The organism is Streptomyces sp. NPDC001027 (assembly GCF_040299045.1).
Taxonomy (GTDB): domain Bacteria; phylum Actinomycetota; class Actinomycetes; order Streptomycetales; family Streptomycetaceae; genus Streptomyces.
On the sequence record NZ_JBEPBI010000217.1, the window covers coordinates 1 to 13,198 of the forward strand.

Here is a 13,198-nt window from a genome sequence, read left to right on the forward strand (position 1 = left end):
CCGCCCACATGTTGTTCCCCCGGCGGGGCGCCCTGCTCCGCTTCCCCCCCCGCGCGCCCGACCTGCTCCCCTTCGCACCCCCCCGGGGGCTCGCGGCCGCGCGCGCGCCCCCCCCCCCCGCCACGCCCCGTATCGCCAACCGTCTGCTGCGCCGCGTCCGCGACTACGCGCAGGTCAAGGCCGATGGAAGCGTCACCCGCGAGATCGCCGCGGCGGCGCTGCAGGTCTACGAGGTGGACGAGCGGGGGCTGGACCGCCTGGACCGGGGAGTCCTGGAAGCCCTGCTGAAACTGTTCGGCGGCGGCCCGGTCGGCCTGTCCACGCTGGCCGTCGCCGTAGGGGAGGAGCGTGAGACAGTGGAGGAGGTGGCCGAACCCTTCCTCGTCCGGGAGGGGCTGCTCGCCCGCACACCGCGCGGTCGGGTGGCGACTCCGGCCGCCTGGACACACCTCGGCCTCACGCCGCCTCGGCCCCCGGGTCAGGGAAGCGGGCAGCAGGACCTGTTCGGGACGTGACGCCGGGGCTTCGGCGAGGACATTGGCCGGGTCAGGAACCCAGGTGCCATGCTGAGCGTTGTTCCATGCGCGCGGACTCGCTTAGACTCCGCCGATGCCGCCCTAGTCGGCAGCACACAACCCCCATCCATGAGGCCGCTCAACCGCCGCGGTCGTTTGAAGGAAGTTCCGACCCGTGAGTCCTTTGACCCTCCTCCCGTTCATCGTGCTCATCGGGGCCATGTTCCTGATGACCCGGTCGGCCAAGAAGAAGCAGCAGCAGGCCGCCGCCATGCGCAACGAACTGCAGCCCGGCAGTGGTGTCCGCACGATCGGGGGCATGTACGCGACGGTCAAGGAGGTCAACGACGACACGATTCTCCTGGACGCCGGACCGGGCGTGGAACTCCTCTTCGCGAAGAACGCGATCGGCGCCGTCCTGACCGACGACGAGTACAACCGCATCGTGCACGGCATCGAGCACGACCTGAAGTCCGACTCCGACGTCGTCCCGGACGACGCCTCCTCCCTCGCCGAGTCCACCGGGACCGACGACTCCGTCGACGAAGCTGCCGCCTCCGACGACAAGGCCGTCGACCTCGGCAAGAAGGACGAGACCGACGAGGTCCGGGAGAAGGCCGCCGACGCCGAGCAGGCCGAGGCCGGCGAGGAGCCGAAGAAGCCCGAGGGCGACTCCGACGCGAAGAAGTAGCCACGACCCCGGCGCTCAGGGTGCACACCCGCCCGCGCCGGGGCGCGCGCATCTCGCCAGGGGATCCCACACCATGTCATGGCCGCCGCCGCGCTGACCCGGCGCAAGGCGGCCCGAGAGGGAGTACGAGAAGGTGGCAGCACCCAAGAAGGGCCGGAGTGCGAGTGCCCAGAGCAAGCCAGGGCGCTCGCTGGCCCTGATCCTGATCGCCATCGTGGGGCTCACCGGAGGCATGTTCGCCTCCGGTCACACCACTCCGCGTCTCGGCATCGACCTTGCCGGCGGTACCAGCATCATGCTGGAGGCGAAGGCCGACCAGGGATCCGCGATCAACAAGGCCAACATGGACACCGCGGTCGACATCATGAACCGCCGTGTCAACGGGCTGGGCGTCTCCGAGGCGGAGGTGCAGACCCAGGGCGACCGCAACATCATCGTCAACATCCCCAAGGGCACCAACTCCGCGGAAGCACGCAAGCAGGTCGGCACCACCGCCAAGCTGTACTTCCGTCCGGTCCTGGCCCAGGAGGCCACCGGCTCCGCCGCCCCCAAGCCGAGCGCGTCCCCGAGCGGCTCGTCGAGCGCGTCGCCCAGCCCCTCGGCGAGCGCCTCCGCCAAGGGTGAGAAGGCGACCTCGTCCTCGTCCCCCTCGGCGTCGGCCACCTCGCAGGGCCGCGCCGTCACCGACGCGCTCAAGGCCGACGCCACCCCGTCGGCTCCGGCCGGCGCCAAAGCGAAGGCGTCCCCCAGCCCGTCGGCCTCCGGTGGCGGCACCCCCTCCGCAGAGGCCACCGCGCTCCAGGCCAAGTACGCGGCCCTGGACTGCACCGACCCCGAGGCGCGCCGCAAGGTCGCCGAGGGCGTCAAGCCCGAGGACACGACCGTCGCCTGCGGTGAGATCGACAAGGTCTGGTACAAGTACCTGCTCGGCCCGGCCGCGGTCGACGGCACCGACGTCAAGAAGGCCCAGGCCACGTTCGACACGCAGGGCGCCGCCGGCTGGCAGGTCAACATGACCTTCACCAAGTCGGGCGGCAAGAAGTTCGCCGACATCACGGGCAAGCTCGCGCAGAACCAGCAGCCGCAGAACGAGTTCGGCATCGTGCTCGACGGCGACGTCGTCTCCAGCCCGTTCGTGCAGAGCGCGATCACCGGCGGCCAGGCCCAGATCTCCGGCAGCTTCAAGCAGGAGGAGGCCCAGGGCCTCGCCAACATGCTGTCCTACGGCGCGCTCCCGCTCTCCTTCCAGGAACTCAGCTCGAACACCGTGACGGCGGCGCTCGGCACCGACCAGCTGCACGCGGGTCTGCTCGCGGGCGCCATCGGCCTCGGCCTGGTCGTCATCTACCTGGTGGCGTACTACCGCGGTCTGGCGCTGGTCGCGCTCGCCTCGCTGCTGGTCTCGGCGGCCCTCACCTACGTGCTCATGGCCCTGCTCGGCCCGGCCATCGGCTTCGCGCTGAACCTGCCGGCCGTCTGCGGAGCCATCGTCGCCATCGGCATCACAGCGGACTCGTTCATCGTGTACTTCGAACGGGTCCGGGACGAGATCCGGGAGGGCCGCACCCTGCGACCCGCCGTGGAACGTGCCTGGCCGCGGGCTCGGCGCACCATCCTGGTCTCCGACTTCGTGTCGTTCCTCGCCGCCGCCGTGCTGTTCGTCGTCACGGTCGGCAAGGTCCAGGGCTTCGCGTTCACGCTGGGCCTGACCACCGTCCTCGACGTGGTCGTGGTCTTCTTCTTCACCAAGCCGCTGATGACGCTCATCGCTCGGCGGAAGTTCTTCGCGAACGGCCACAAGTGGTCCGGCCTCGACCCGAAGAGCCTGGGTGCCCAGCCGCCGCTGCGCCGCACCCGCCGTCCCGGCGGTCCTGTCGCCGGTCCCGTCGAGACGAAGGAAGCCTGAGCGATGTCCAAACTCGGTAACCTCGGCGCCCGGCTGCACCGTGGCGAGATCAGCTACGACTTCATCGGGCATCGCAAGCTCTGGTACGGCATCTCGATCCTGATCACCATCACGGCCATCCTCGGCCTGGCGGTGCGCGGCCTGAACATGGGCATCGACTTCCAGGGCGGCGCCGTCTTCACGACGGCGAAGGGCGGCAGCATCTCCGTCGTCCAGGCAGAGGAGGCGGCGAAGGCCGCCTCAGGCCACGACGCGGTCGTGCAGAAGCTCGACGACGGCAAGGTGCGCATCCAGATCGCCGGCATGGACATCGCGCAGTCCGACAAGATCAAGGAAGACCTGGCCAAGGACTTCAAGGTCAACCCGGAGACCATCAACGCCGACCTCGTCGGTCCGAGCTGGGGCGACCAGATCGCCGCCAAGGCCTGGCAGGGCCTGGCGATCTTCATGGTCCTGGTGGTGATCTACCTGGCGATCGCCTTTGAGTGGCGCATGGCCATCGCCGCCCTCGTCGCCCTGATCCACGACATCACCATCACCGTCGGCATCTACGCCCTCGTCGGCTTCGAGGTCACGCCCGGCACGGTGATCGGTCTGCTGACCATCCTCGGCTACTCGCTGTACGACACGGTCGTCGTCTTCGACTCCCTCAAGGAGCAGACGAAGGACCTCACCAAGCAGACCCGCTTCACCTACAGCGAGGTCGCCAACCGCTCGATCAACGGCACCCTGGTCCGCTCCATCAACACCACGGTCGTCGCGCTGCTGCCGGTGGCGGGTCTGCTGTTCATCGGCGGCGGCTTCCTCGGCGCGGGCACGCTCAACGACATCTCGCTGTCGCTGTTCGTCGGTCTCGCGGCGGGCGCCTACTCCTCGATCTTCATCGCCACGCCGCTCGTCGCCGACCTCAAGGAGCTCGAGCCGCAGTACAGGGCGCTGAAGAAGCGGGTCCTCGCCAAGCGGGCCCAGTCCCCGGCCGAGGGCGAGCGCGACGAGACGCGCCCCGCCGACGGCTACGACGACGAGGACGCGGCGCCTGCGGTCGTCGGCCCGCGCGCCCAGCCCGCCTCCCGCGGCCGGGGCCGCGGCCGTCCGTCGGGGAAGCGACGGTGACCGGCGTCGAGGAGCTGCTCCTCAGCCGCATCCGGGACGTGGCCGACTACCCGGAGCCGGGCGTGATGTTCAAGGACATCACCCCGCTCCTGGCGGACCCGGCGGCGTTCACCGCCCTCACCGACGCGTTCGCGCAGATCGCCGCGAGCACCGGCGCCACCAAGATCGTCGGCCTGGAAGCCCGGGGATTCATCCTGGGCGCCCCGGTCGCCGTCCGCGCCGGCCTCGGCTTCATCCCCGTGCGCAAGGCGGGCAAGCTCCCCGGAGCGACCCTCAGCCAGGCCTACGACCTGGAGTACGGCTCGGCCGAGATCGAGGTGCACGCGGAGGACCTGACCGCGGGCGACCGCGTGCTGATCGTCGACGACGTCCTCGCCACCGGCGGTACCGCCGAGGCGTCGATCCAGCTCATCCACCGGGCCGGAGCCGAGGTGGCCGGGGTCGCGGTCCTGATGGAACTGGGCTTCCTCGACGGTCGTCCCCGCCTGGAGGCGGCCCTGCGCGGGGCCCCTGTGGAGGCGCTGCTCACCATCTGAACGCGGTCTGCGCACCGCCGTACGCGAACGGGCGGGCGCCGGAGGAATCCGGCGCCCGCCCCTCGCGTTTCACCGGTAGACGGCCCTCACATCGGCCTGGAGGCGATCCTGGAGCTCAGGATCGCTACGATGGGTGCTCCGGAGCCTGACCGGGGACCCGGATCGCGCACGAGGAGCCCTCTTGCCAGACGAGGCCCAGCACCTGACAGCCGCCAAGCCCGAGTCCGCCTCGGCGCCCGCGGCCACCCCCGCGTCGCAGACGCCGGAAGACCGTCGCGGCCCGGCCGAGCACGACCGTTCCGGGCACGCCGACGGACCGGCCGAGCAGCCCCGTCCCCAGTCGGCTCCGCCCGAAGGGGCGACCGCGGCCCCCGCCGGCCGTCAGACCGCCGCCCCGCAGCAGGCCGCCCGCTCCGGCTCCTCCAACCGCGTCCGCGCCCGTCTCGCCCGGCTCGGCGTCCAGCGCCAGAACCCGTACAACCCGGTCCTGGAGCCGCTGCTGCGGATAGTGCGCAGCAACGACCCCAAGATCGAGACGGCCACCCTGCGCCAGATCGAGAAGTCCTACCAGGTCGCCGAGCGCTGGCACCGCGGCCAGAAGCGCAAGAGCGGCGACCCCTACATCACCCACCCCCTCGCGGTGACCACGATCCTCGCCGAGCTGGGCATGGATCCGGCCACCCTCATGGCGGGCCTCCTGCACGACACCGTCGAGGACACCGAGTACGGCCTCGAGGACCTGCGCCGCGACTTCGGCGACCAGGTCGCCCTCCTCGTGGACGGCGTCACCAAGCTGGACAAGGTGAAGTTCGGCGAGGCCGCGCAGGCGGAGACCGTGCGCAAGATGGTCGTCGCCATGGCCAAGGACCCGCGGGTGCTGGTCATCAAGCTCGCGGACCGTCTGCACAACATGCGGACCATGCGCTACCTCAAGCGGGAGAAGCAGGAGAAGAAGGCGCGCGAGACCCTCGAGATCTATGCGCCCCTCGCCCACCGCCTGGGCATGAACACCATCAAGTGGGAGCTCGAGGACCTCGCCTTCGCGATCCTCTACCCCAAGATGTACGACGAGATCGTCCGCCTGGTCGCCGAGCGGGCTCCCAAGCGCGACGAGTACCTCGCCATAGTGACCGACGAGGTGCAGGCCGACCTGCGGGCCGCCCGTATCAAGGCGACCGTCACCGGCCGGCCGAAGCACTACTACAGCGTCTACCAGAAGATGATCGTCCGCGGCCGCGACTTCGCGGAGATCTACGACCTGGTCGGCATCCGCGTCCTCGTGGACACCGTCCGCGACTGCTACGCGGCGCTCGGCACCGTGCACGCGCGATGGAATCCGGTCCCCGGCCGGTTCAAGGACTACATCGCGATGCCCAAGTTCAACATGTACCAGTCGCTGCACACGACGGTGATCGGCCCCAACGGCAAGCCGGTCGAACTCCAGATCCGCACGTTCGACATGCACCGCCGCGCCGAGTACGGCATCGCCGCGCACTGGAAGTACAAGCAGGAGGCCGTCGCCGGCGCCTCGAAGGTGCGCTCGGACCAGCCGAGGACCACCGGCAAGGACGACCACCTCAACGACATGGCCTGGCTGCGCCAGCTCCTCGACTGGCAGAAGGAGACCGAGGACCCCGGCGAGTTCCTGGAGTCCCTGCGCTTCGACCTGTCGCGCAACGAGGTCTTCGTCTTCACGCCGAAGGGCGACGTGATAGCGCTGCCGGCCGGCGCGACGCCCGTGGACTTCTCGTACGCGGTGCACACCGAGGTCGGCCACCGCACGATAGGAGCCCGGGTCAACGGGCGTCTCGTGCCGCTGGAGTCGACCCTGGACAACGGCGACCTGGTGGAGGTCTTCACCTCCAAGGCCGCCGGGGCGGGGCCGTCCCGGGACTGGCTGAACTTCGTCAAGTCGCCGCGCGCCCGCAACAAGATCCGCGCATGGTTCTCCAAGGAGCGCCGCGACGAGGCGATCGAGCAGGGCAAGGACGCCATCGTCCGCGCCATGCGCAAGCAGAACCTGCCGATCCAGCGCATCCTCACCGGCGACTCGCTGGTGACGCTCGCGCACGAGATGCGCTACTCGGACATCTCCGCGCTGTACGCGGCGATCGGCGAGGGCCATGTGTCCGCGCAGAACATCGTGCAGAAACTGGTCCAGGCGCTCGGCGGCGAGGAGGCCGCCTCCGAGGAGATCGACGAGACGGTCCCGCCGTCCCGGAGTCGCGGCCGCAAGCGGCGCAGCAACCAGGACCCGGGAGTCGTCGTCAAGGGCGTCGACGACGTGTGGGTCAAGCTGGCCCGCTGCTGCACCCCCGTGCCCGGCGACCCCATCATCGGCTTCGTCACGCGGGGCAGCGGAGTATCGGTTCACCGCAACGACTGCGTCAACGTGGAGTCGCTGTCCCGGGAGCCCGAACGGATCCTCGACGTCGAGTGGGCGCCCACGCAGTCCTCGGTCTTCCTGGTCGCCATCCAGGTCGAGGCGCTGGACCGCTCCCGGCTCCTCTCCGACGTCACGCGCGTCCTGTCCGACCAGCACGTGAACATCCTGTCCGCCGCGGTCCAGACGTCCCGCGACCGGGTGGCCACGTCCCGCTTCACCTTCGAGATGGGCGACCCCAAGCATCTGGGGCACGTCCTGAAGGCCGTACGCGGCGTCGAGGGCGTCTACGACGTGTACCGGGTGACGTCGGCGCGCCGGCCGTAGCAACGGCGGCGAGAACACGGAACGGCCCCCGTACGCGAGGTGCGGGGGCCGTTCGGCTGTCTGCGTCGCCCCGAGGGCGGACCTGCCTCAGCCGCCGAACTCGTGCAGGCCCTTCAGAGCCTGGTCCAGCAGCGCCTGACGGCCCTCCAGCTCGCGCTCCAGCTTGTCGGCCTTCGCCGAGTTGCCCTGGGCGCGGGCCTGCTCGATCTGCGCCTTCAGCTTGTCCACGGCGCCCTGGAGCTGACCGGTGAGACCCGCGGCACGCGCGCGTGCCTCCGGGTTCGTCCGGCGCCACTCCGCCTCCTCGGACTCCTGGATCGCCCGCTCCACGGTGTGCATCCGGCCCTCGACCTTCGGCCGGGCGTCCCGCGGGACGTGGCCGATGGCCTCCCAGCGCTCGTTGATCGAACGGAACGCGGCCCGCGCCGCCTTCAGGTCGCCGATCGGGAGCAGCTTCTCGGCCTCCTCGGCCAGCTCCTCCTTGAGCTTCAGGTTCTCCGTCTGCTCCGCGTCCCGCTCGGCGAAGACCGAGCTGCGGGCGGCGAAGAAGACGTCCTGGGCGCCGCGGAAGCGGTTCCACAGGTCGTCCTCGTGCTCGCGCTGGGCACGGCCGGCGGCCTTCCAGTCCGCCATCAGCTCGCGGTAGCGCGCGGCGGTCGGACCCCAGTCCGTCGAACCGGACAGCCCCTCGGCCTCGGAGACCAGCCGCTCCTTGATCCGGCGGGCCTCCTCACGCTGCGCGTCCAGCTGCGCGAAGTGGGCCTTGCGGCGCTTGGAGAACGCCGACCGCGCGTGCGAGAACCGGTGCCACAGTTCGTCGTCCGACTTGCGGTCCAGCCGGGGCAGCCCCTTCCAGGTGTCCACCAAGGCGCGCAGCCGCTCACCGGCGGCCCGCCACTGGTCGGACTGCGCGAGCTGCTCCGCCTCCGTGACCAGGTCCTCCTTGGCGTGACGGGCCTGGTCGGACTGCTTCGCCCGCTGCTGCCTGCGCTCCTCGCGCCGCGACTCGACGGTCGCCACCAGCTTGTCCAGACGTTCCCGCAGCGCCTGCAGATCACCGACCGCGTGGTGTGCGTCCACCTGCTCGCGGATGTGGTCGATCGCGACCTGAGCGTCCTTCGCCGAAAGGTCGGTGGTCTGCACTCGCTTCTCGAGGAGGCCGATCTCGACAACCAGGCCCTCGTACTTGCGCTCGAAATAGGCCAGGGCTTCCTCAGGGGAGCCTGCCTGCCACGAACCGACCACCTGCTCGCCGTCGGCGGTACGCACGTACACGGTCCCCGTCTCGTCGACGCGGCCCCACGGGTCGCTGCTCACAGCGCCTCCTCCACATGATGCCTCCGAGGGGCCTCACGGCCCCTGGGCATCGTCCACAGTTTCGTCACGGCCAACATAGGCGACCGGCAGGCCGCCTGTCCGCATCCCGCACGACCGAAATTGGGCAGTTGACCGCCCTGGCCATGGGTTGGTCGTCAGGACTTCGTGACCGTCGCCTTGTTGATCACGACCGTCGCGTTCGGGGCGCCGTCGCCACCGCCGGTGTTCTCGCCCGCGGCGGCGATCTTCTTCAGAACCTTCATGCCTTCGGGCGACACCGTGCCGAACGGGGTGTAGCTCGGCGGCAGCTGACTGTCCTGGTACACGAGGAAGAACTGGCTGCCGCCGGTGTGCGGCTGCCCGGTGTTGGCCATCGCGACCGTGCCCGCCGGGTAGACGTTCGCCTTGAGGGAGGCGTCCTTCAGGTTCTCGTCGGGAATGGTGTAGCCGGGACCGCCGCTGCCGCTGCCCGTCGGGTCGCCGCACTGCAGCACGTAGATCCCGTTGGTGGTGAGGCGGTGGCACTTGGTGTGGTCGAAGTAGCCCTTGCCGGCGAGGAAGTCGAACGAGTTCACCGTGTGCGGCGCGGCCTTCGCCTTGAGCGCTATGCCGATGTCGCCGCAGGTCGTCGCGAGCGTCATCGTGTACTTGGCCGACGCGTCGATCGTGACCGCCGGCTCCTTCTTCCAGGTCTGCGTCTTGACCGCGCCGGCGGCGGGCTTCGCGCACGGGTCCTTGGCGGCGCTGGGGCTGGGCGCGGCGGACGGCGTCGTCTGCGAACTCGCGTTCGTCTTGTCCTTGCCGTCGTCCTTCAGGACACCCGTCGTGTACAGCGCCAGGCTGCCGATGACGATCACGCCGAGCACCGACGCGATCACCGAGTTGCGCATACGGGCCTTGCGCCGGGCGCTCGTGCGCCGCTGCTGCTGCCGCAAGAACTTCTCCCGGGCGAGCTGACGCTTCCGCTGTTCCTGGGTGACCACCGGGTTCTCTCCTCATGCGTCTCGTACGTCGACTGGGACGCGTGCGTCTTGTGAGCCGACCGCCTGCGTGTGTCCCGTACCGTATATGGGTTCGCTGAGGAAACGGCAGCGCCGGTAGGCTCTGACCACTGGCGCAGCCGCCCAGAAGCCCACGCGTATCGACACAAACGAAGGACGATCGTGCTCATTGCCGGGTTCCCCGCCGGAGCCTGGGGGACGAACTGTTATCTCGTCGCCCCGGCCGCGGGCGAGGAGTGCGTGATCATCGACCCGGGCCACCAGGCGGCCCCTGGCGTCGAGGAAGCGATCAGGAAGCATCGGCTGAAGCCCGTGGCCGTCGTCCTCACCCACGGCCACATCGACCATGTGGCCTCGGTCGTCCCGGTGTGCGGCGCGCACGACGTGCCGGCCTGGATCCACCCGGAGGACCGCTACATGATGAGCGACCCCGAGAAGGCGCTGGGCAGGTCCATCGGGATGCCGCTGATGGGCGAGCTCACGGTGGGAGAGCCGGACGACGTCCGCGAGCTCACCGACGGCGCCGCGCTGGACCTGGCCGGGCTGGAGTTCTCCGTCGCGCACGCGCCGGGCCATACCAAGGGGTCGGTGACCTTCCGGATGCCGGAGACGACCGACGTGCCGTCGGTGTTCTTCTCCGGGGACCTGCTGTTCGCCGGCTCCATCGGACGCACCGACCTGCCCGGCGGTGACATGGCCGAGATGCTCGACTCGCTGGCCCGCGTGTGCCTGCCGCTCGACGACTCGACCGTGGTGCTGTCCGGCCACGGCCCCCAGACGACCATCGGCCAGGAGCGCGCCGCCAACCCGTATCTGCGGCAGGTGGCGGCCGGCGGCCAGGGAGCGGGTTCGCCCACCCCTCCCCGACGAGGAATGTGACGAGAGACTTCCGTGAGCACCTTTCAGGCCCCCAAGGGCACGTACGACCTGATCCCTCCCCGGTCCGCGAAGTTCCTCGCGGTGCGCGAGGGCATCGCCTCCCCGCTGCGCGGCGCCGGTTACGGCTATGTCGAGACGCCCGGTTTCGAGAACGTCGAACTGTTCGCGCGCGGTGTCGGCGAGTCGACCGACATCGTCACCAAGGAGATGTACGCCTTCGAGACCAAGGGCGGCGACAGGCTGGCCCTGCGTCCCGAGGGCACCGCGTCGGTGCTGCGCGCCGCGCTGGAGGCGAACCTGCACCGGCAGGGCAACCTCCCGGTCAAGCTCTGGTACTCCGGTTCCTACTACCGCTACGAGCAGCCGCAGGCCGGCCGCTACCGCCACTTCTCCCAGGTGGGCGCCGAGGCGATCGGCGCGGAGGACCCGGCGCTGGACGCCGAGCTGATCATCCTGGCGGACCAGGCGTACCGCTCCCTGGGGCTGCAGAACTTCCGGATCCTCCTCAACAGCCTCGGCGACAAGGAGTGCCGCCCGGTGTACCGGGAGGCGCTGCAGACCTACCTGCGCGGTCTCGACCTGGACGAGGACACGCTGAGCCGCGCGGAGATCAACCCGCTCCGGGTGCTCGACGACAAGCGCGAGTCGGTCCAGAAGCAGCTCGGGGACGCGCCGCTGCTGCGCGACTACCTCTGCGACGCCTGCAAGGCGTACCACGAGGAGGTGCGCGAGCTGATCACCGCGGCGGGCGTCGCCTTCGAGGACGACCCCAAGCTGGTCCGCGGTCTGGACTACTACACCCGCACGACCTTCGAGTTCGTCCACGACGGACTGGGCTCGCAGTCCGCGGTGGGCGGCGGCGGCCGCTACGACGGCCTCTCCGAGATGATCGGCGGCCCCGCGCTGCCCTCGGTGGGCTGGGCGCTCGGCGTCGACCGCACCGTCCTCGCGCTGGAGGCGGAGGGGGTGGAGCTCAGGCTGCCCGCCTCGACCTCCGTGTACGCGGTGCCGCTCGGCGAGGAGGCTCGCCGGGTGCTCTTCGCCAAGGTCACCGAGCTGCGCAAGCTGGGCGTCGCGGCCGACTTCGCCTACGGCGGCAGGGGCCTCAAGGGCGCCATGAAGAGCGCCAACCGCAGCGGGGCGCGCTACGCCATCGTCGCCGGCGAACGCGACCTCGCCGAGGGCGTCGTCCAGCTCAAGGACATGGAGTCCGGCGAGCAGACGGCGATCGGAGTCAACGAGATCGTGGCCGAGCTGGAGTCGAAGCTCGGATAGCTCCTCGCCGAGGGACGCCGGGGCGGGTACCCGGCGTCCCTCGGCATGGGCGGGGCCGTGGGGGAGTGCCGTCCAGGGCGGGCCTCCCGTCCGGCGGGAGCAGTCTTCGCGCAGTCGTCTCGCACCGAGGGCCCGCCCGCCGTCAACACCGCGGGCGCCGGTTCCCCTTTCCGGGCGACGGCGGCACGTGAGCGTGCCGCGCGTGCGCCCACCTCCTCATCCGCCGCCGGCGCTCCGCCCCCCGCCCGCGTCCTCGTCGGGCACGTCCACCGCGAGCGGTTCGGGTGTGTTGTCATGCTTCGAGCGTCGGCCGGAACCGAACGCCCCGGGGCGGCCGCACGTACTTCCTTATGTCCACCGAACGGTGGACAGTCGGCCTTGTGCGGCACAATGGCCCCTGCCCGAAGATGGTCCAACTCTCAAGTGACGGATCGGCGTGATGAGCAAGACGACAGTGAAAGACGCCTCCACGGAGTCCGAGCCCGAGCACGTGGCCGCGGTCGAGCCACGGACGGAGGGCGCCGGCCGGGCGTTCGCGATCCTGCTGCTGATCACCGGCGCGGCCGGTCTGCTCGCCGCGTGGGTCATCACGATCGACAAGTTCAAGATCCTCGAGGCCAAGGTCGCGGGCACGACCTTCACGCCCGGCTGCAGCATCAACCCGATCATCTCCTGCGGCAGCATCATGGAGAGCAAGCAGGCGTCCGCCTTCGGGTTCCCCAACCCGATGCTCGGCCTCGTCGCCTACGGCGTGGTGATCTGCGTCGGCATGAGCCTGCTGACCCGGGCCCGCTTCCCGCGCTGGTACTGGCTGACCTTCAACTTCGGCACGCTCTTCGGCGTGGTCTTCTGCACCTGGCTGCAGTACCAGTCGCTGTACAAGATCAACGCTCTGTGCCTGTGGTGCTCGCTGGCCTGGGTCGCGACGATCACCATGTTCTGGTACGTCACCTCGTTCAACGTGCGCAACGGCTTCCTCCCCGCGCCCGCCGGGCTGAAGCGGTTCTTCGGCGAGTTCACCTGGGTCCTGCCGGTCACGCACGTCGGCATCATCGCGATGCTGATCCTGACCCGCTGGGGCGCCGACCTCTGGGCATGAGCCCGGCCCCGGACGGGCGGCCGACGGGGACTGTCGTACCCCTGACGTAGGCTCCGAGGTGTGGAGCCCGACCTGTTCACCGCCGCAGCCGAAGACCGCCAGGAGAAGGACCCCGCAGGGAGCCCCCTGGCGGTCCGGATGCGCGGGCGCATCCGG

Annotated in this window: 11 protein-coding genes; 9 read left to right on the forward strand and 2 right to left on the reverse strand. The window is 70.1% G+C overall.

Annotated elements, in window-relative coordinates:
- From ABT300_RS34680 to ABT300_RS34705, 6 genes are all read left to right on the forward strand, one after another.
- Positions 1 to 515: Holliday junction DNA helicase RuvB C-terminal domain-containing protein (locus tag ABT300_RS34680; protein WP_351684431.1), on the forward strand; the 515-nt coding region annotated here is incomplete at its 5' end.
- 175 nt (positions 516 to 690) lie between these two features.
- Positions 691 to 1,206 carry a preprotein translocase subunit YajC gene (gene yajC, locus ABT300_RS34685; protein WP_351684433.1) on the forward strand — a complete coding sequence of 172 codons (516 nt, stop codon included), beginning with the start codon at positions 691 to 693 and terminating at the stop codon, positions 1,204 to 1,206.
- 133 nt (positions 1,207 to 1,339) lie between these two features.
- Positions 1,340 to 3,112: a protein translocase subunit SecD gene (secD, locus tag ABT300_RS34690; RefSeq protein WP_351684435.1), complete on the forward strand. Its 1,773-nt coding sequence runs from the start codon at positions 1,340 to 1,342 to the stop codon at positions 3,110 to 3,112.
- A gap of 3 nt (positions 3,113 to 3,115) precedes the next feature.
- Positions 3,116 to 4,225, forward strand: a complete 1,110-nt coding sequence (gene secF / locus ABT300_RS34695) for a protein translocase subunit SecF (RefSeq protein ID WP_351684438.1) — start codon at positions 3,116 to 3,118, stop codon at positions 4,223 to 4,225.
- Positions 4,222 to 4,761 carry an adenine phosphoribosyltransferase gene (locus ABT300_RS34700; RefSeq protein ID WP_351684441.1) on the forward strand — a complete coding sequence of 180 codons (540 nt, stop codon included), beginning with the start codon at positions 4,222 to 4,224 and terminating at the stop codon, positions 4,759 to 4,761. Before secF ends, ABT300_RS34700 begins: the two co-directional genes overlap by 4 nt.
- Before the next feature lie 181 nt (positions 4,762 to 4,942).
- A complete protein-coding gene (locus tag ABT300_RS34705) occupies positions 4,943 to 7,471 on the forward strand; it encodes a RelA/SpoT family protein (RefSeq protein WP_351684443.1) in 2,529 nt (842 codons plus the stop codon).
- A gap of 87 nt (positions 7,472 to 7,558) precedes the next feature.
- Here ABT300_RS34705 and ABT300_RS34710 read toward each other — a convergent pair whose 3' ends face one another.
- Both ABT300_RS34710 and ABT300_RS34715 read right to left on the reverse strand, forming a co-directional pair.
- Complete coding sequence (locus ABT300_RS34710) at positions 7,559 to 8,788, reverse strand: DUF349 domain-containing protein (protein WP_351684445.1); 1,230 nt, start codon at positions 8,786 to 8,788, stop codon at positions 7,559 to 7,561.
- 155 nt (positions 8,789 to 8,943) lie between these two features.
- Positions 8,944 to 9,771 (reverse strand): peptidylprolyl isomerase, encoded by an 828-nt coding sequence (locus ABT300_RS34715; protein WP_351684448.1) that lies wholly within the window; start codon positions 9,769 to 9,771, stop codon positions 8,944 to 8,946.
- A gap of 180 nt (positions 9,772 to 9,951) precedes the next feature.
- On the opposite strand from ABT300_RS34715, the gene ABT300_RS34720 reads away from it, so the two are divergent.
- The 3 genes from ABT300_RS34720 (at position 9,952) to ABT300_RS34730 (ending at position 13,042) form a co-directional block, all read left to right on the forward strand.
- Entirely contained in the window at positions 9,952 to 10,668 is a 717-nt protein-coding gene (locus ABT300_RS34720; RefSeq protein WP_351684451.1) for an MBL fold metallo-hydrolase, read from the forward strand.
- Positions 10,669 to 10,680: 12 nt separating this feature from the next.
- Positions 10,681 to 11,943, forward strand: a complete 1,263-nt coding sequence (hisS, locus tag ABT300_RS34725; RefSeq protein WP_351684454.1) for a histidine--tRNA ligase — start codon at positions 10,681 to 10,683, stop codon at positions 11,941 to 11,943.
- Positions 11,944 to 12,382: 439 nt separating this feature from the next.
- Positions 12,383 to 13,042: a vitamin K epoxide reductase family protein gene (locus tag ABT300_RS34730; RefSeq protein ID WP_351684456.1), complete on the forward strand. Its 660-nt coding sequence runs from the start codon at positions 12,383 to 12,385 to the stop codon at positions 13,040 to 13,042.
- Positions 13,043 to 13,198 lie beyond the last annotated feature (156 nt).

What these genes read in the sequence shown, in the direction of transcription:
- secF (WP_351684438.1), top strand. Translation starts at nt 3,116, where the DNA reads ATGTCCAAACTCGGTAACCTCGGCGCCCGGCTGCACCGTGGCGAGATC.
- ABT300_RS34730 (WP_351684456.1), top strand. Translation starts at nt 12,383, where the DNA reads ATGAGCAAGACGACAGTGAAAGACGCCTCCACGGAGTCCGAGCCCGAG.